The following is a 17218-nucleotide window of genomic DNA, read 5'->3' as shown; positions in this document are numbered from 1 at the left end:
CTAATATCCTATAATTAATATATCGATAAAATACTTACTTGCGGGAGGGTATGCCGATGGTTCAGTTAATTGTTGGGAAAAAAGGAAAAGGTAAGACCAAATGCTTATTGGACAAGGTGAACACCGAGGTAAAAAATGTTCTCGGTTCCGTAGCCTTTCTTGATAAGAGTACCAAGCACATGTATGAACTTAACAATAAGATTCGTCTGATAGTCGTCTCGGAGTTTATGATAGAAAATTCCGATGAATTCATTGGTTTCGTCAGTGGTATTATTTCTCAGGACCATGATCTCCAGCAAATGTATTTTGACAGTTTTTTTGAAAATATCTTGTCTTGAAGGAAAAGATATTTCCGGAACTATCGACAAGCTCGAAAAGCTTGGCGAAAAGTTTAATATTGATTTTGTTCTCAGTCTTTCAATGGATGAGTCAGAACTCCCCGAAAGCGTAAAATCAAAGGTTGTTATTTCACTTTAAATTTTAAGTATGAGATATTTGAGCCGCGGATCACCGCGGCTCAATGTATGAAGAAGGTTAATAATATGGCCGGCCAGAATAGCCGAAAAATTACAAAGTATCCCAAAAACATAAATAATCTAAATATCGGAGTGGTTTTCTTTGTTGCCGTGGCAATATATATAATCATCAGTGTTGTCATTTACCTTGGAAAAGACCGCGTTATTCCTTATCAGGTTATGGACGGATCTCTTTCGACCAATAATATATATGAAGCCATCGCTATCAGAAGCGAAAAGATCGTTCCTGCTGACCGCGCAGGCTATGTGTATTATATTGCATCCGAAGGTACCAGGGCAGCGGTCGGAGATCTTGTTTATACTATAGATGAATCGGGAAAACTTATTGAATATTTAAAATCACAGGGGTCGGAAGAAGTGGAGCTGAATGATGAGAGCATGTCGGAACTTCGTTCTCAGATCATGTCGTTCACTTCATCTTTTGATGAGAAAAAATTTTTATACTGTTTATGATTTTAAGAGCGGACTTGACGGCACAGTGCAGAAGCTCTCAAACAGTAGTCTTCTTAACGATATTCAATCTCTTAATCTGAATAATTCCATTGCCAGAGTCAGTGCACAGGATCCGGGCATAGTAATTTATTCAACCGACGGCTATGAAAATCTTACTCCCGATAGTATTACTCTTGAAAATTTTGATCAGTCAAAATATGAAAAGCATCAGCTTATAAATAATTCACTTGTAAAAAAGGGTGATCCGGTTTATAAGATCTGCGACAGTGAAGACTGGTCCATTATAATAAATGTAAAAGATGAAGAGCAGGCCAAGGAACTTGAAAGTCATCAGTATGTTGATGTTAAATTCATCAAGAATCAGGATATTTCCTCGGCAAAGGTGTCTTCGTTTACCAACGGAAACGGTGATAAATTTTTCATGTTGTCTTTTACCAATTCCATGATCACTTTCTGCAGGGACAGATTCTTAAGTGTGGAGATTATGACAGACAGTAATAACGGTCTTAAGATACCTAATTCCGCAATTGTAGAAAAGAGCTTTTTTACCGTTCCGCAGGATTTTATTTCTGAGAACAATGATGAAACGACGAGCGTTCTTAGGGATAAATATGATGAGCAGGGAAATAAGACTGTTGAATCGGTCAATATATCAATTTATAATGAGGATGATTCCGACTGCTATATAGATACGGATTCGCTAAGAGCCGGAGATGTGCTTATAAAGCCGGATTCGAACGCGACATTTACAGTAGGCAAAACGGGTACGCTTAAAGGCGTATATAATTATAATAAAGGCTATGCCGACTTCAAGCAGATTGAAGTCCTTTACAATAACGAGGAATACTCTATAGTTAAGTCTAAAACCAGATACGGCCTTAGAGTTTATGACTATATTATTCTGGATGCCGAATCATATGATAAAAATCTCAGATCCAAAGACGAAGCGCAAGATTCACAGGATAGTGAAGAAACTTCGGCTTCACAAGGATCGGCGGATGAGGCGGAGAGCGCATCTTCAGGTGATTCACTGAATTCAGAAGATTCTCAAGCGACAATTGATGAATCGGCAGATGGCGGTTCGACCGCAAATCCTTGACCAAAACCCGAGCAAAGAGCCCGTTTGTCTCAACAGCGATTTGACATACGGTACAAATCTACGATAATATTAAAGTAGATTTTTGTTGGGATTATTATTATGAGGAGCATATAGATAATGAGCGTAATGGATAAGTTTTTAAAAGCAATACAGCTTACGGGAGATGATGAAAGCGGATATTACGATTCTGATGATGTCTACTATGATAGCAGTTCCAAAAACGATATATTTAGCAATACGACTCCTATTGGAAAGGATGTTCCTGCAATAGATCTTTCCGAGGAAAAGAAGAAGACAACTCCCAAAGTTGTTCCTACCAGATCAAGGAAGGCTTTATCTGCGGCAGGCATGGAGGTTTGCGTGATTAAACCTACATCTGTCGAGGATGCAAGGGAGATAACGGAAACACTTTTGGCTAACAGGACTGTTGTGCTTAATCTGGAAGGTCTTGATGTTGATATCGCACAGCGAATCATTGATTTTACTTCGGGTTCGACATTTGCAATATCAGGTAATCTTCAGAAAATTTCCAGATATATATTTATTATTACACCTGCATCTGTAGATATTTCAGGTGATTTCCAGAGTATTTTGAGCGGGACATTCGGTGGTGGAATTACAGAAGGACCACAGCAGATAGATTAAAAAGATCGAGGCTGTTGACACAGATAATAAGGTCAACAGTCTTTTTTTGAGGAGAATGTTATGGAAAAGACATTAAACGTATGCTATCAGGAGAAACCTTGCTATGACATCGTATATAGCAAAGACTTTTCTGACCTTGCTGACGAAGTAAAGAAAATCGGTTTTGAGAACAGAAAAATCTGCCTTATCACAGATTCTAATGTGGATGGGCTTTACTCAAGTGAAGTATGTGATATACTAAATAAAGTTGCAAAAACTGTTATAAAGTGTGTAATACCCGCAGGAGAGGCAAATAAGAACCTCGATGAGATAAATAAGATATATGAACAGCTTATTTTGAACCGGTTTGACAGGCATGATCTTATCGTTGCTCTCGGCGGCGGAGTTGTAGGCGATATGTCAGGTTTTACGGCTGCAACTTATTTAAGAGGGATTGCTTTTATCCAGATTCCTACGACGCTTCTGGCTCAGTCGGACAGCAGTATCGGCGGAAAGACAGGCGTTGATTACAAAGGATATAAGAACATGGTCGGAGCATTTTATATGCCGAAACTTGTTTATATGAATATATCAACTCTTAATACACTTGACGAAAGACAGTTTGCTTCAGGTTTTGCCGAGGTTATGAAGCATGGAATCATCAAGGACAGCGAATTCTACACCTGGCTCATTGACAATATGTATGAGATTGATAACAGGGATATTGATACTCTTTTGGAGATGGTATACAGAAGCTGTCTTGTGAAGAAAGCTGTTGTTGAGAAGGATCCCACAGAGAAGGGCGAAAGAGTACTTCTTAACTTTGGTCATACACTCGGACATGCAATTGAGAAGTACAAAAACTTTGAGCTTATGCACGGAGAGTGTATTTCGCTCGGTTTTGTTGCGGCAGCATTTATCTCTTGGAAGAAGGGACTTCTTTCGATGGAAGAATATTACGAAGTAAGAGATATGCTTGTTCCGTTTAATCTTCCTATTTCTCTTGAGAGTATTGACGCGGATGAGGTTATAAAACTTGCAAAATCCGACAAGAAAGCGGATGCGGATAAGATCAAGTTTATCCTTATCAAGAAGATAGGCAGAGCCGTTATCGATACTACGGTTACGGATGATGAGATGAGAGCCGCTCTCGAAGAAATTGATTGGTCAAAAAAGGCCAATGAATAAATAGAGGTTTTACGAGGATTTATTATGAACACAAATTTATCTAAAAAGAAAAAACTTTTTTTACTTTCCGATCTTGTACTTATTGTCTTGCTGATATTTTTCGATCAGCTCACAAAGCACCTTGCATTTGTACATCTTCAGGATAAGCCCGCGATCAAGATAATCAACGGGGTTCTTGAGCTAAATTTTTTGAAAAAACAGCGGAGCTGCGTTTGGAATGCTTCAGAATCAGAAGGTTTTTTTCGTACTTATTGCCGCAATTATGCTTGTGGTTATCGCATACGTTCTTTTCAGAATGCCCGATGACAAGAAATATAATATTTTGCATATTGTTCTGGCACTTGTTGCAAGCGGTGCCGCAGGAAACATGATCGACAGAATACATAATGATTATGTTATTGATTTCATTTATTTTGTTATCATCAATTTTCCTATTTTTAATGTGGCCGATATTTATGTTACGGTTGCAACATTTATCTTTGCGGTACTTCTTCTTTTTTACTACAAGGATAACGATTTTGAATTTTTGAGCTTCAAGCAGCAGAAGAAATTCAAGGAGTTCAAATAAGGTATTTTGAGAATGGATGAAACTAATCTCTTTGAATGTGTAGTTACCGATGAATATGAAGGATACAGAATCGATAAGCTTATAAGTGAACTTATCGATTCTTTTTCGCGTTCTTATATAAAAAAAACTTATCGATGATAAAAAGGTTTTTTGCAATGATAAGAATGTAAAGGCAAGTTATGTTGTATCTGAGAATGATGTGATAAAGATGGAGATTCCGCCGCTTAAAGTTCCCGAGATTGTACCGCAGGATATCCCTCTTGATATCATTTATGAGGATGAAGATGTGCTTGTTGTAAATAAGCAAAAAAAACATGGTGGTGCATCCGGCTCCCGGCCATTATTCCGATACGCTCGTAAATGCCGTTATGTTTCATTGCAAGAATCTGTCGGGTATAAATGGCGTTTTAAGACCCGGAATCGTGCACAGGATCGACAAAGATACGACAGGTTCCGTTATTATCTGCAAAAATGACGCCTCTCACAGGGATATAGCGGCTCAACTTAAGGAGCATTCCATAGACCGCATTTATCATGCCATCTGCTATGGAATAATCAAAGAAGATGAAGGCGATATTGATGCGCCGATCGGAAGAAGTCCTTCTGACAGAAAGAAAATGGCTGTCGTTTCAAAAGGCGGAAAAGATGCGTTTACACATTATCGCGTTTTAAAGCGTTTTGAGCAGGATAATATGACTTATATAGAGTGTAAGTTAAAAACAGGAAGAACGCACCAGATTAGGGTTCATATGGCGCATATCGGGCATCCTCTTTTGGGAGATGAGGTCTATGCTTCCGGAAGAAAGAGCAAATTTAAGACGGAAGGTCAGTGTCTTCATGCAAAAACTCTTTCTTTTGTTCATCCGAAAAGTTCTGAATATATCGAGACAGATGCCCCTTTACCTGCATATTTTCAGCATTTGCTTGATATTCTCAAATAAGGTAAGATATAAATGAGAGTAAAGCTTTTTATAAAAAGGGGTGATCTGTATGAATACGATAATTACTATCGGTAGACAGTTTGGATCGGGCGGAAGAGAAATCGGAGAGATGGTGGCCGATCATTTTGGAATAAAATGTTATGACAAGGAACTTTTATCAAGAGCCGCAAAAGAAAGCGGATTCTGCGAGGAAATGATCCAGAATCACGATGAGAGGCCTACAAATTCTTTTTTGTATAATCTTGTAATGGATACATATTCTTTTGGATATAATTCTTCAAGCTTTGTAGATATGCCGATCAGTCACAAGGTTTTCCTTGCACAGTTTGATACAATCAAGAAGATTGCGAAGGAAGAACCATGTATCATCGTCGGAAGATGCGCAGACTATGCGTTGAGTGACCTTCCGAATGTTCTAAATCTCTTTATTTACGGTGATGAAGAATGTAAGATTAAGAGAATCCGTGAGAGATTTTCCGATATCACATCAAACGAAAAAGCACGTGAGATGATGATAAAGAAAGATAAACAGCGCCAGAGTTATTACAACTATTATTCTTCCAAGAAATGGGGAAGAGCAGACAGCTACGATCTTTGCATCAATTCAAGCATCCTTGGAATTGAGGGCACTGTAAAGCTGATAATTCAGTATATTGAAGACTACGAAGCCGCAAAGAATGGCTGATAGCCGGGAAATCACGAGCAAGGCAGATTTTAAGTCTGTTTTGCTCTTTTTACGTTATTAAACAAAATATGGTATATTTTGAATTTTTTGTAAAATGACTTAACTAAAATTCGTGTCTTCCGATATATAATTTGTATCTGAATAATTCCAGGGAGATATTTCATTTATGGATTTTAATTTTATGGCATCGGTTGACAGTATTACAAACAAATATCTTAATCAGACTGCAATCTCTTCTTTGAGCGAAGAAGATAAGAAGAAATTCGGGGCTGATTTTGCCGAAGTATATGAGTCAATGACATCAATGAAACTCTTGAGCGCTAATCTTCGTTCAAGCTATGAGAATACTCATACCGACGATCTGAGCGAGCATGCATCAAGACTGGGCTATTCTATAGATAACAGGGTTATAAATATGCTTCATGTGCAGATTTCCGATGACATGAATACAAAGGTTAAATCTGCAATGGATAATGCTGTAAAATCTTTGCTGTAATAAATTTTATCAATAGGTCTGTATCTTATGGATACAGGCTTTTTTTCTGCATTATCGGGGGATTCAATTTTTTTAAATAAAGATTTTATCCTTTTTTGCTGGAATATTGCATTTTCCAAGAGTAGAATGTTTTGTTGAGGAGCGAAGTAAATATGAAGAGAAAACTTGAAAAAAAAATATGTCGATTATCTTGTAAAGAAAACTGAAGAAATCGTAAACATCGATTCTCCCACAGGTTATACCGAAGAAGCAGCTTCTTTTGTAAAAAAAGAGTTTGAAGCGCTTGGTTTTAATGCTTACTACACGGTTAAAGGCGGTATTATTGTTGAGTTTGGCGGCAAAGATAAAGATAACGGGCTCCTTCTCGAAGCTCATGTAGATACGCTTGGCGGAATGGTCTCAAGGATCAAGTCAAACGGAAGACTGGAGCTTACCAATCTTGGCGGCATGAATCCAAACAATGCCGAGACTGAAAACGTAAAGGTCATAACCAAGTTTAACGGTGAATACGAAGGTACTTTCCAGTTAAATGATGCATCAATTCATGTAAACGGGAAATATAACGAGCAAAAAAGAGACTGGGACAGCTGCGAAGTTGTTCTTGATGAAGATGTAAAAGATGCAGACGATGTAAAGAAGCTTGGTATCTCTATCGGTGATATAGTATGTTTTGATCCGAATTTCAGAGTGACAAAGAGCGGATATATCAAATCCAGATTCCTGGATGATAAGCTTAGCGTCGGAATTTTATTTGCTTATGCAAAATATCTAAAAGATAATAATATCACCCCTGAAAGAGCGATATATGCCCATATAACGGTTTTTGAAGAAGTTGGCCACGGAGGATGCGGAAGTGTTCCAAAAGGCTGTACAGAGGTGATATCAGTTGATATGGGATGCGTCGGTGAAAACCTTGATTGTAGCGAAAAACAGGTTTCAATTTGCGCAAAGGACAGTGGCGGGCCTTACAACTACAATATTGTAAGAGCTCTTATTGAGATTGCAAAAGATAATGACATAGATTATGCCGTTGACGTTTATCCGTTCTACGGAAGTGATGCAGAGGCTTCGCTTCGCGCCGGCAACGATCTTAGGCATGGACTTATAGGTGCCGGTGTCTATGCTTCTCACGGGTATGAGAGAAGTCATAAAGATGGCGCAGAAAACACCCTTCGCCTTTTGATAGCATATACGACTGACTAAAGGAGCACAAAAAGACAACATTATGAAGTACATTTATGAAACTCACATGCACACCAAGGAAGCGAGCGCATGTTCCGGAACAGAGGCCCGCGAGTTTATAAAATACATGTCTGAACTTGGTTACAGCGGAATAATTATTACAGACCATTTTTTTAACGGTAACAGCTGTGTCCCGAAAGATCTGCCCTGGGAGAAGAGGGTAGAGATGTACTGTAGCGGCTACGAGCATGCTTTGGAAGAGGCTCAGAAAACCGGCTCGGATCTTACCGTTATGTTCGGTATAGAATATAATTTTCACGGAGACGAATTTCTTCTTTACGGAGTTGATAAAAAGTGGCTTCTTGACAATCCCGACATTCTTGAAAAAGACAGATATGAAGTTTGTAAATCTGTTCATGACTACGGCGGAATCATGATTCAGGCTCATCCATACAGGGAAAGAGGGTATCTCAGCGAGATAAATCTTACACCGTCTGTTTGTGACGGTGTCGAGGCATACAACGCTTGCAATCTTGATTATCAAAATTCACTCGGTTATCAGTATGCCGTCCAGAAGGGGTTCAGAATGTCTGCAGGTTCCGATATTCATAATCCCGGTCAACCAGATATGGGTGGCATGTGCTTTGATCATAAGATAAAATCTATAAGCGAATATATCAATGCTTTTATGAACAACGAGGGAATTCCTGTATTTATGCGAGATATATCTGTTAATCGTGAATTTAAGGAAGTTTCAGGAAATAAAGATTTTACAGTTCCTACGCAGGGGCCGACGCTTGAAGTTATCTGGCATTAATTCTGTAAGTGAATAAATATATTCCATAATTTTCTTTTTTCTTTTCTATAAGGTCAAGAAAAGCTAAAAAAGTCGTCCTAATTGTACGGTTAGGGCGACTTTTTGCTTGTTTTTTATACCAATGGTATGTGTACAGAAGCTTTGTTTTTTTATACTATGTCTATAATAGTACGGCAGCTGAAATATTTAATAGTGTTTTTGATGAAAGAGAGAGAAAAAATGGAAAAAAGAAAATTTGCACCGGGATTGGTGCTTTTTATCATTATGTTTTTAATATCGACAGTAGGATTGACGCTTTTAGGTGAGGGAAATTTTGCACTACCGGGAATGATTGCTCGTTATGTTATAGGTACTGTCAGCGTTGTTTTTATGGCAAATATATATGGAGTGGAATTTAAAATTAAAGGTTTTTTTAAGGGACTTTTTAGTGCTATAGGCTTGGTTGGAGTAGCTTGCTGCATACATAATTTATTAGCTATGAGGATTCCCACTGATATTGGTTTCAAAGAGGGACTTCCAAATGCAATATTCATGTTTCTGCTTATGATGTCAGTAGGTGTATTTGAAGAGGCTATCTATAGAGGTGTACTCTTTAATACATTAAGAAATTGTTTGGGCGAAAGCAAGGGGAGAATAATTTTGGCGGTAATTTTATCTGCGATTCCTTTTGGACTTACTCATTTTCTTAATCTTATTTTCTATCCAAATCTTGTAGTATGGATTACTTCTCAGGTTGTATATGCGACTGCAGGTGGAGTCCTTTTTGCATGTATTTATTATATTACAGACAATTTTTGGCTGGTTGTGGTCTTGCACGGACTCTATGATTACTTAGCCAGTATTTGGTCATGCTTTGTAAGTCAGGCGGAAGGAATTGGTATTCCTGCAGTAGATTCAACAATAATGCAAGGAATAAAAGATGCAATTCCCGACTGTATCTTCGGATTGATTGCATTCATAGTATTGTTAGTAGTTCTCAATAAAAGAGAAAAGGATAGCTAACTTACAAACAGTTATTGCAAGCATATATAAGATTATTCAAAGATTTTACTAAAGATCTTCCCATAATAGGGATGCAAATATACTTTTTCGCAAAATTCTAGTTTTACGAAAAACATGTAACGTGTTATAATAGATATATGGGTATTCTATGCCTATATATCTATTTTTATGCGAATAAAAGTCTTTTTTGGGGGAAATATAATATGCCTGATAACAAAAAACAATACTCTGATAAAATCAATGAGCTTTTAAGTGAAATGCCTGAGTTTGTTTCTGATTTCATATACAACTTCGGGCGTGTCGAAAATTATGCGACCAAACTCGAATATTGTCGTGACATAAAGGTCTATCTTGAATTTATTGTAAGTTTCCTTCCAAAGCATTGTGATAAAAACATTAAGGATCTGTCAATAGATGACGTGGCCAACATAGAAATTCTTGATATAAACAGATTCCTGACAACGCTTTCCGGAAATCACAAGGAATCAACCGTAAAAAGAAAACGTGCTTCATTATCCAGTATGTACGGCTTCTTTGTAGCTACGGGCAAAATGTCCCGTAATCCGATTGCAGCTACGAAGACAATAAAAATTCCAAACAAGGATGTTATTTATTTAACAAACAACGAACAACGCGTTCTTCTTGATACTGTAAGGCACGGGACGAATCTTCATGATTCTGTCGCAAAGGTCCATTATATCTATGCTGACAGAGATTCGGCCATGTTCATATTACTTCTGGATACCGGCCTTCGTGTTTCCGAGATGCTTGATACGGATATTATCGACTTTAATCTTGAAGAATGCAGTGTTGTTGTCACAAGAAAAGGCGGCGATACGCAGGTAATCTACTATTCCGATGAATGTCGCGATTATCTGGAGATTTACTTTACTTCACAGAAGGCCAAATTTGGATTGACCTCCAAGAATCTTAGATTTCCTGCTTTCACTACTACTTCCGGCAACAGACTGGGAGTGCGTGCGGTTGAGATTCTTGTAAAGAAATATGTTTCTGTGTGCCTGCCGGAAAAAGCAAGGATTATATCTCCGCACAAATTAAGATCCAGCTTTGCGATGAGCTTTTATGCTGCAAGTGACAATGATATTCTGCTTCTTAAGAAAAAAATGAACCATAAGAGCATTCAGACGACAAATATATATGCAAAAGCCTCTGATACAGCCATGAAGGAATCACGTTCATTGCTACAGGGATTGCGATGATATTTATATATTTGTTTTAAAGTATGAAGTTATGTAAGAAAAACTGCTTGAGAAATTTTCCCCAAGCAGTTTTGTTTTATTTATTTTAATGCTTCATTACTTGCTTCAATATTATCTTTGTTTTCGTTGGCGATTTCTTCGGGAGTTTTGTCTACAAAAGTAGTGTAAATAGCTACATGATCATATATGCATCTCCATGAACTATATGCTTTCGCAGTAACACATATATAGTGTTTTCCCTGCGCAGACACTTCATAACTGGCCGCACATGATCCGGCCTGGTGTACATATCCGGTCTTTGCACCAAGTACAGTACCCAAGGTATCTTTATCTTCTATTCTTCTGATAAACAAGTTACTAATGCTTATTCCGTTCGGAGCAGCTTTTGTAGGCGAAGTAGTATACGTTTTTGTGTGTAGAACTTCATTACAAAGCTTGTTCTCTTCAGCAGCCTTAAGAATAATTGCTATATCTAAAGGTGTACAATAGAGGTCTTCATCAAAAATACCGACACAGTTAGTGAAATGTGCCGAACTTGAAAGGCCGAGCTCTGCAACTTTCTGGTTCATAAGCTCTACAAAAGCCTCTTGAGATCCTGCAACATATTCGGCAAGCCCAATCGCTGCATCAGCACCGGATTTAAGAATCGTACCGTACATAAGATCGCGAACGGTCTGTTTGTCACCGGCTTCAAGACCAACGTTACTACAGTCGTTTTCTAAGACATATTGTACTATGCCTTCATTTATTTCATACTCGTCATCAAGACTTTTTATGTGTTCGGCAGCAACCAAAAGAGTTAATATCTTGGTCATCGATGCCGGGAACATTCTTGTCTTGGCGCCTCTTCCGGCAATTACTTTTCCTGTATCAAGATCAAGAAGAACGGCATACGAACTGTCTACATAGTCTTCTTTATCTTTGTTATTGCTGTTTAGATGGGCAACATTAGTCTCCATATAATCAACTTTATAGCCCTTAAAGAAGGCACGTGCATCCTCGGATTTTTCCAAGAAAGGATTTAACTCGACTTCTTTTATTTCTGTATCAACAATATCATGTGATGCCTCATCATCGTCCCCTTGCTCGGTGAAAGTATCAAACGGTCCGTCCTTTGGTAAGGTTATATGGACCTTGCTCATGATAAATACAAAAACTGTTACGAGTATTGCAACTCCGGCTGCCAGTGAAGCTGTATGTACAAGTATTTCTTTTCTTCTTCTTAATTTATATTCTCTAACGGACAGTCTTTGACCGTTTCTTTTTCTGTAAGTTCTTCTCCCTAAAGAACGTCTTCTTTTTCTGCTATTTCTCAAATTACTAAATCCACCCTATAAAAAAATACAACAACTAAATGTTATCATTTTTTTATCTATTTGTTCAAGTGGAAAAAGCTACAAAATAATGCAAAAAAAAACTTACATGCAGATAAAACTTGAATTTTATGGACGATTTTTCTGTAAATTTGGTAAATTTTACTTAAATTCTGTTGAATAATACGGAACTATCAATGAATCTCCGGCAATTAATTCCGATGCATCCGCAAGATTGTTAATATTGCAAACTTCATCAATATAATCATTCATATCATTGTAGTGCTCGGATGAATACATGTCTCCGGCTATTGTCCAAAGGCTGTCACCGTAATTGACGGTTATTGACTTATAATATTTATATTCGGGTGTATATGTATCTGACTGCGCATCTGAATTAAAAGTTGACAAATTAAACATTATGATGAAAATCAATGCAGATACGACAGCCATAAGCATAACAAACTGCCTTCTGACAATATTTTTACGTCGTATCTTATTATTCCTGATTCTGATCTCACTCTTACTGAAATATCTCGGATCATTGTATAAACTTGCTGCTATCCTCATTGCTTCGCTCATAATTTTCACCTCTCAGTATAATACGAACAAATATTTGCGAACAACCGTTCTGTTATCATGATATCGAACAAACATTCGCTTGTCAAGAAAAATCAGAACATATTTTCGCGAACAAATATTTGTGTTTTGAATTTCTCTATGATATACTTGGATTAGATTAGGAGGTTATTATGGACAAGAGCAAACTTACACCAATTCAGGAAAAGATCCTCGATTATATCAAGGAAGAGACATTAACAAAAGGCTTTCCTCCGTCAGTTCGCGATATTTGCGCTGCGGTCAATCTTAAATCAACATCTTCTGTTTTCACACATCTCGGTAATCTGGAGAAAAAGGGATATATAAAGCGCGACCCCACCAAGCCGCGTGCTATCACTATCTGTGATGACAGTTTCAATATGATAAGGACGGAAATTGTCAGTATTCCTGTCGTAGGCCAGGTTGCTGCAGGTACTCCTATCCTTGCGGAAGAAAATATCGATTCTTACATTCCGATTCCAGCTTCAATGTGCCCTAAGGGCTCTGATGCATTTATACTGAATGTAAAAGGCGATTCAATGATCAACGCCGGAATATATAATGGAGATCAGATCTTTGTTGAGGTCTGCAATACTGCCAAGAACGGCGACCAGGTTGTAGCTCTTATCGATGATTCCGCTACCGTTAAGACTTTTTATAAAGAGAACAATCGCATCAGACTTCAGCCTGAAAACGATACTATGGATCCTATAATCGTTGATGACTGCAAGATTCTTGGGAAAGTATTCGGTGTAATGAGATTTTACAGATAAAACAAGAAAAGTATATAGATAACGGTCGGATTGATTCATATCAGAATCAGTCCGACCGTTTTATTTCGCTGTTAAATTAGAATGATCAGTTAAGACTGTCTTTCTCTATCGGCTTTCCATCGCGCCATATTCTCTCAAGATCGTAAAATACTCTGTTCTCGCTGTCAAAAACATGAACAATAATATCGCCGAAATCAAGAAGAATCCAATTGGCTGATTCATAGCCCTCAACGTTCTTTGTGAGGAATCCGGCTCTTCCGAGAGCATCCTGAACGCTGTCTGCCATTGCCTGAACCTGACTGGAGTTGGTTCCGTTTGCAATGATAAAGTAATCTGCAAGTGTAGAAATTTCGCTTATATCAATGGCGTGAACATCAATTCCTTTTCTGTCTTCCAATGCTTCCATCGCCATCAAAGCCATTTTCTTTGAGTTCTCAATATCTGACATATTCACCTCGTTCTTAATTATAGTATTTCTTATAGAACTCATAAGCTTTCATGGTGGTATCATCGCACTCTTTACCTATGGTCCTTAAATAAATGATCGAATTATGCAATATATGCGCAAGACACTTGTCTAAGTCTTCAAAAGCTTCTTTTCTGATTATATTCATATCATCTAAAGGCTTTCTGTTCGGCTCTATGAAATCCGCGATATATACGATTTTTTCAAGAAGAGACATATTTTCCCTTCCTGTTGTGTGATATCTTATTGCATTTAATATCTCGGGATCGCGAACTTCATATTTGGTGCTTGCTATATAGATTCCTGCCTTTGCATGAAGAAGTGAATGGTTTCTTCTTTCTACATCGGTGACTTCTATATTGTTTTTTTCACATATACTAAGCTGTTCATCGTGAGACAAGCATTTGGCGCAATCGTGCAAGAAGCCTGCTATAAGTGCTTTATCAACATTTGCACCGTGTACCATCGCAAGAGATGCGCTTGTATAGGCAACTCCCAATGTGTGATCGTATCTGTCGGGCTTTAATTCCTTTTCGAGTTCTTTTCTAAGCTTCTGAGTAATTTCCAAGGTCTTCATTTATATAATCCTTTTAAACAAATAAACTCTATACACTCTTTTGGAACCATATATTTAATGCTTCTGCCCGTTCGCACTCTTTTTCTGATCTCCTGAGACGAAATGTCCACTCTGTTAAAAGTAAGTAGCTGAATATCAACATCGTACTGTTTAAGCAGCTTTCTTCTCACATTATCAAGTGCAGCCACATCATGATTATCTCTTACGGCAGCTAAAATGGTGCATGACTGCAAAAGCTCTTTTGAATTATACCAGGTCTCTATATCGACGACGGCGTCTCCGCCAAGTATCAGATACAATTCATCGCCGGGATACATTCCCTTTAAGTCCTTGATCACATCGTATGTATAGGTTCCTTTGGGCTTATCAATCTCAATTCTTGAACATGTAAAATACGGATTGTCTTTAATTGCCATCTTGACCATGTTATATCTGATATCGCCTGATGATAAATTATTGCCCTTCATAAGATGAGCAAGTTTTTCGGGAATAAAAATTACTCTGTCCAAACCATATTGCTCCCTTGCGGCTTCTCCCAAAAGAAGATGTCCGTAGTGAATGGGATCAAAATTTCCAATAAGAATACCGATCTTTCTGCCAGCCATAAGAGTGCCTCCGTAATGATAAAAAATATCAATTTATAGCCTTCTTGGTTCTAGGTAAAACAATCTTTGGTTCATCCTTGAAAGGCTTGTATAAAACAAATTTTCTTCCGATAACCTGTACAAGATCCGAACGTGTTCTTTCTGAAACCATTATCGCAACATTTGACACGTCATCCATGCAGTTCTTCAAAACTGTAATCTTTACAAGCTCGTGTGTATTGAATGTTTCAGCAATAGCATCTATTATTTCGGGAGTCACAGTTGACTTCCCTATCTGAAAAACAGGATCAAGGTCAGCCGCAAGGCTCTTTAAATATGCTCTTTGTTTACTTGTCAAAGTCATTATGTTTCATCCTCTTCATCGTCATATTCATCTGTATCGTTAGCAGGAACAGTATCCGCATTGCGATAGTATTCAAAGCTGTATCCGTACATTCTGACGGTATCACCTTCGTTAATATGGAGTTTCTCGAGCTCGTCAAGAATTCTGTTGTCCTTGAGGAAGTTCTGGAAGAATGCAAATCCCTTTTCGGATTCAAGGTTGGTGTAACCAAGCATCTTCTCAATCTTAGGTCCTTCAATGACAAATTCTTTCTCATCGCTATCATATGTTACCGTAAATGCTTCATCAGTATCACGGGCCATAGTCTCTGGGAAGAATTCCTGCTTGAATACAACAGCATCTTTTGGAAGTTCATCAAGGGTCCTACTTACATAGTATAGCAGTTCCTTAATGCCTTTTCCAGTTAGTGTCGATGTGGCAAAAACCTTTACTCCGAGAGGCTCGTACTTCTCTCTTATCTTCTTAATGATGTCCGAATCTTCGCCATCGGGAAGCATATCGATCTTATTTGCTGCGATTACCTGAGGTTTGCTTGATATATCTGCATTGTAGTTCTTAAGCTCCGCATTGATCGCTTCAATATCTTCCATTGGATCGCGGCCTTCAGTAGATGCCGCATCTACAACATGGATCATCATTCGGGTTCGCTCAATATGTCTCAAAAACTCGTGTCCAAGTCCCAGTCCTTCTGAAGCTCCCTCAATAAGTCCCGGAATATCCGCAACAACAAAACCTCTTGCATCAGAAAGATCGACAACACCGAGCATTGGTGACAATGTGGTGAAGTGATAATTCGCAATCTTGGGCTTTGCATTGGATACCTTGGACAAAAAAGTTGATTTTCCAACATTTGGGAATCCTACAAGTCCTACGTCAGCAATGACCTTAAGCTCGAGCATAACTTCAAGCATAAGTGCCGGCTGACCGGGCTGAGCGTATTTTGGTGCCTGCATGGTGGAAGTTGCATAGTGCATATTACCGTTTCCGCCTCTTCCGCCTTTTAATACAACAACCTTCTTGTTTTCTCCGCTCATATCGGCAATTACCTTTCCGGTATTTGCCTCTTTAATAACTGTTCCTTCAGGAACTTTTATATATAAATCCTCGCCATTTTTACCGTGGCAACGTCTCTTGTTTCCGTCCTGACCGTTTTGTGCTTTATATTTACCGCCGTAATGAAAGTCTGCAAGTGTATTGATTCCTTCATCTACGACAAAAATTATATCGCCGCCTTTTCCGCCGTCACCGCCATCGGGGCCGCCGTTAGGCACATATTTCTCTCTTCGAAACGAAACGTGTCCGTCTCCGCCTTTTCCGCTTTGTATAAAGATTTTTGCTTTATCTACAAATACCGGCATAATCAAATTCCTTTCGGATAAATTTCCTAAGATTAAAAATATGGGCTTCAAACATTTTAGTTTGAAGCCCGTTTAGTTAAATTACTTATTCTCTACAGGATGAACGCTAGCCTGCTTTTTATCTCTGCCCTTGCGCTCAAATCTAAGAACACCATCAACAAGTGCGTATAATGTGTCATCGCTACCGATTCCAACATTTACACCGGGATGAATGTGTGTTCCACGCTGTCTGTATAAAATATTACCGGCCTTAACGAACTGTCCGTCAGCTCTTTTTGCTCCAAGTCTCTTGGATTCTGAATCTCTACCGTTCTTGGTTGATCCTACACCCTTCTTATGAGCAAAAAATTGAAGGTTCATATTCAACATGAC

General features: G+C 38.3%; 20 protein-coding genes and 2 pseudogenes. 14 read left to right on the top strand and 8 right to left on the bottom strand.

The features are described from left to right. Positions 1 to 56: 56 nt before the first annotated feature. The 13 genes and pseudogenes from CD00_RS17225 to CD00_RS0104585 all read left to right on the top strand — a co-directional run bounded on the left by CD00_RS17225 (position 57) and on the right by CD00_RS0104585 (position 10811). A pseudogene (locus tag CD00_RS17225) lies at positions 57 to 477 on the top strand (twitching motility protein PilT). A gap of 47 nt (positions 478 to 524) precedes the next feature. Further along, complete coding sequence (locus CD00_RS20555) at positions 525 to 989, top strand: HlyD family efflux transporter periplasmic adaptor subunit (protein ID WP_051594081.1); 465 nt, start codon at positions 525 to 527, stop codon at positions 987 to 989. Next, positions 961 to 2088, top strand: a complete 1128-nt coding sequence (locus CD00_RS17220; protein WP_051594080.1) for an HlyD family efflux transporter periplasmic adaptor subunit — start codon at positions 961 to 963, stop codon at positions 2086 to 2088. The genes CD00_RS20555 and CD00_RS17220 overlap by 29 nt, the downstream gene beginning before the upstream one ends. 117 nt (positions 2089 to 2205) lie before the next feature. Continuing rightward, positions 2206 to 2733 (top strand): cell division protein SepF, encoded by a 528-nt coding sequence (locus CD00_RS0104630; RefSeq protein ID WP_026654882.1) that lies wholly within the window; start codon positions 2206 to 2208, stop codon positions 2731 to 2733. Positions 2734 to 2793: 60 nt separating this feature from the next. Continuing rightward, positions 2794 to 3900, top strand: coding sequence for a 3-dehydroquinate synthase (gene aroB, locus CD00_RS0104625; protein ID WP_026654881.1), 1107 nt, complete (start codon positions 2794 to 2796; stop codon positions 3898 to 3900). Positions 3901 to 4117: 217 nt separating this feature from the next. Next, positions 4118 to 4468: a signal peptidase II gene (locus tag CD00_RS17215; RefSeq protein WP_334291135.1), complete on the top strand. Its 351-nt coding sequence runs from the start codon at positions 4118 to 4120 to the stop codon at positions 4466 to 4468. Between the two features lie 12 nt (positions 4469 to 4480). Then, positions 4481 to 5409 (top strand): annotated as a pseudogene (locus CD00_RS17210) (RluA family pseudouridine synthase). Between the two features lie 49 nt (positions 5410 to 5458). Further along, positions 5459 to 6094: a cytidylate kinase-like family protein gene (locus tag CD00_RS0104610; protein ID WP_026654880.1), complete on the top strand. Its 636-nt coding sequence runs from the start codon at positions 5459 to 5461 to the stop codon at positions 6092 to 6094. Between the two features lie 166 nt (positions 6095 to 6260). Continuing rightward, complete coding sequence (locus tag CD00_RS0104605; RefSeq protein WP_026654879.1) at positions 6261 to 6590, top strand: hypothetical protein; 330 nt, start codon at positions 6261 to 6263, stop codon at positions 6588 to 6590. Positions 6591 to 6755: 165 nt separating this feature from the next. After that, positions 6756 to 7793, top strand: coding sequence for a M42 family metallopeptidase (locus CD00_RS0104600; RefSeq protein WP_026654878.1), 1038 nt, complete (start codon positions 6756 to 6758; stop codon positions 7791 to 7793). Between the two features lie 22 nt (positions 7794 to 7815). Then, a complete protein-coding gene (locus CD00_RS17205; RefSeq protein ID WP_034461966.1) occupies positions 7816 to 8589 on the top strand; it encodes a PHP domain-containing protein in 774 nt (257 codons plus the stop codon). Between the two features lie 201 nt (positions 8590 to 8790). Continuing rightward, positions 8791 to 9591 (top strand): CPBP family intramembrane glutamic endopeptidase, encoded by an 801-nt coding sequence (locus CD00_RS19105; protein ID WP_207640448.1) that lies wholly within the window; start codon positions 8791 to 8793, stop codon positions 9589 to 9591. A 203-nt stretch (positions 9592 to 9794) separates the two neighbouring features. Beyond that, positions 9795 to 10811 (top strand): tyrosine-type recombinase/integrase, encoded by a 1017-nt coding sequence (locus CD00_RS0104585; protein ID WP_026654875.1) that lies wholly within the window; start codon positions 9795 to 9797, stop codon positions 10809 to 10811. Between the two features lie 80 nt (positions 10812 to 10891). Here the strand turns inward: CD00_RS0104585 and CD00_RS19100 are convergent, their stop codons facing one another. After that, positions 10892 to 12127, bottom strand: a complete 1236-nt coding sequence (locus tag CD00_RS19100) for a D-alanyl-D-alanine carboxypeptidase family protein (protein WP_051594079.1) — start codon at positions 12125 to 12127, stop codon at positions 10892 to 10894. 159 nt (positions 12128 to 12286) lie between these two features. Continuing rightward, entirely contained in the window at positions 12287 to 12706 is a 420-nt protein-coding gene (locus CD00_RS19095) for a LysM peptidoglycan-binding domain-containing protein (protein WP_051198970.1), read from the bottom strand. A 170-nt stretch (positions 12707 to 12876) separates the two neighbouring features. On the opposite strand from CD00_RS19095, the gene lexA reads away from it, so the two are divergent. Further along, positions 12877 to 13497 carry a transcriptional repressor LexA gene (gene lexA, locus CD00_RS0104570; RefSeq protein ID WP_026654874.1) on the top strand — a complete coding sequence of 207 codons (621 nt, stop codon included), beginning with the start codon at positions 12877 to 12879 and terminating at the stop codon, positions 13495 to 13497. 85 nt (positions 13498 to 13582) lie between these two features. On the opposite strand, the gene rsfS is transcribed toward lexA, so the two are convergent. From rsfS to rpmA, 6 genes are all read right to left on the bottom strand, one after another. Next, entirely contained in the window at positions 13583 to 13945 is a 363-nt protein-coding gene (gene rsfS / locus CD00_RS0104565) for a ribosome silencing factor (RefSeq protein ID WP_175531788.1), read from the bottom strand. Between the two features lie 13 nt (positions 13946 to 13958). Next, complete coding sequence (yqeK, locus tag CD00_RS0104560; protein WP_026654872.1) at positions 13959 to 14540, bottom strand: bis(5'-nucleosyl)-tetraphosphatase (symmetrical) YqeK; 582 nt, start codon at positions 14538 to 14540, stop codon at positions 13959 to 13961. After that, on the bottom strand, positions 14537 to 15145 hold the full coding sequence (gene nadD / locus CD00_RS0104555) for a nicotinate-nucleotide adenylyltransferase (RefSeq protein ID WP_026654871.1): 609 nt from the start codon (positions 15143 to 15145) through the stop codon (positions 14537 to 14539). Before nadD ends, yqeK begins: the two co-directional genes overlap by 4 nt. Before the next feature lie 28 nt (positions 15146 to 15173). Next, positions 15174 to 15482 carry a ribosome assembly RNA-binding protein YhbY gene (yhbY, locus tag CD00_RS0104550; protein ID WP_026654870.1) on the bottom strand — a complete coding sequence of 103 codons (309 nt, stop codon included), beginning with the start codon at positions 15480 to 15482 and terminating at the stop codon, positions 15174 to 15176. 5 nt (positions 15483 to 15487) lie between these two features. After that, positions 15488 to 16846: a GTPase ObgE gene (gene obgE / locus CD00_RS17185; protein WP_034461962.1), complete on the bottom strand. Its 1359-nt coding sequence runs from the start codon at positions 16844 to 16846 to the stop codon at positions 15488 to 15490. An 81-nt stretch (positions 16847 to 16927) separates the two neighbouring features. Continuing rightward, positions 16928 to 17215 (bottom strand): 50S ribosomal protein L27, encoded by a 288-nt coding sequence (gene rpmA, locus CD00_RS0104540; RefSeq protein ID WP_026654869.1) that lies wholly within the window; start codon positions 17213 to 17215, stop codon positions 16928 to 16930. Positions 17216 to 17218: the final 3 nt, after the last annotated feature.

The organism is Butyrivibrio sp. AE3003 (genome assembly GCF_000686065.1).
Taxonomy (GTDB): domain Bacteria; phylum Bacillota; class Clostridia; order Lachnospirales; family Lachnospiraceae; genus Butyrivibrio; species Butyrivibrio hungatei_A.
Note: the sequence above shows the minus strand (reverse complement) of the source record. Positions and strands in the feature narration are given on the sequence as shown.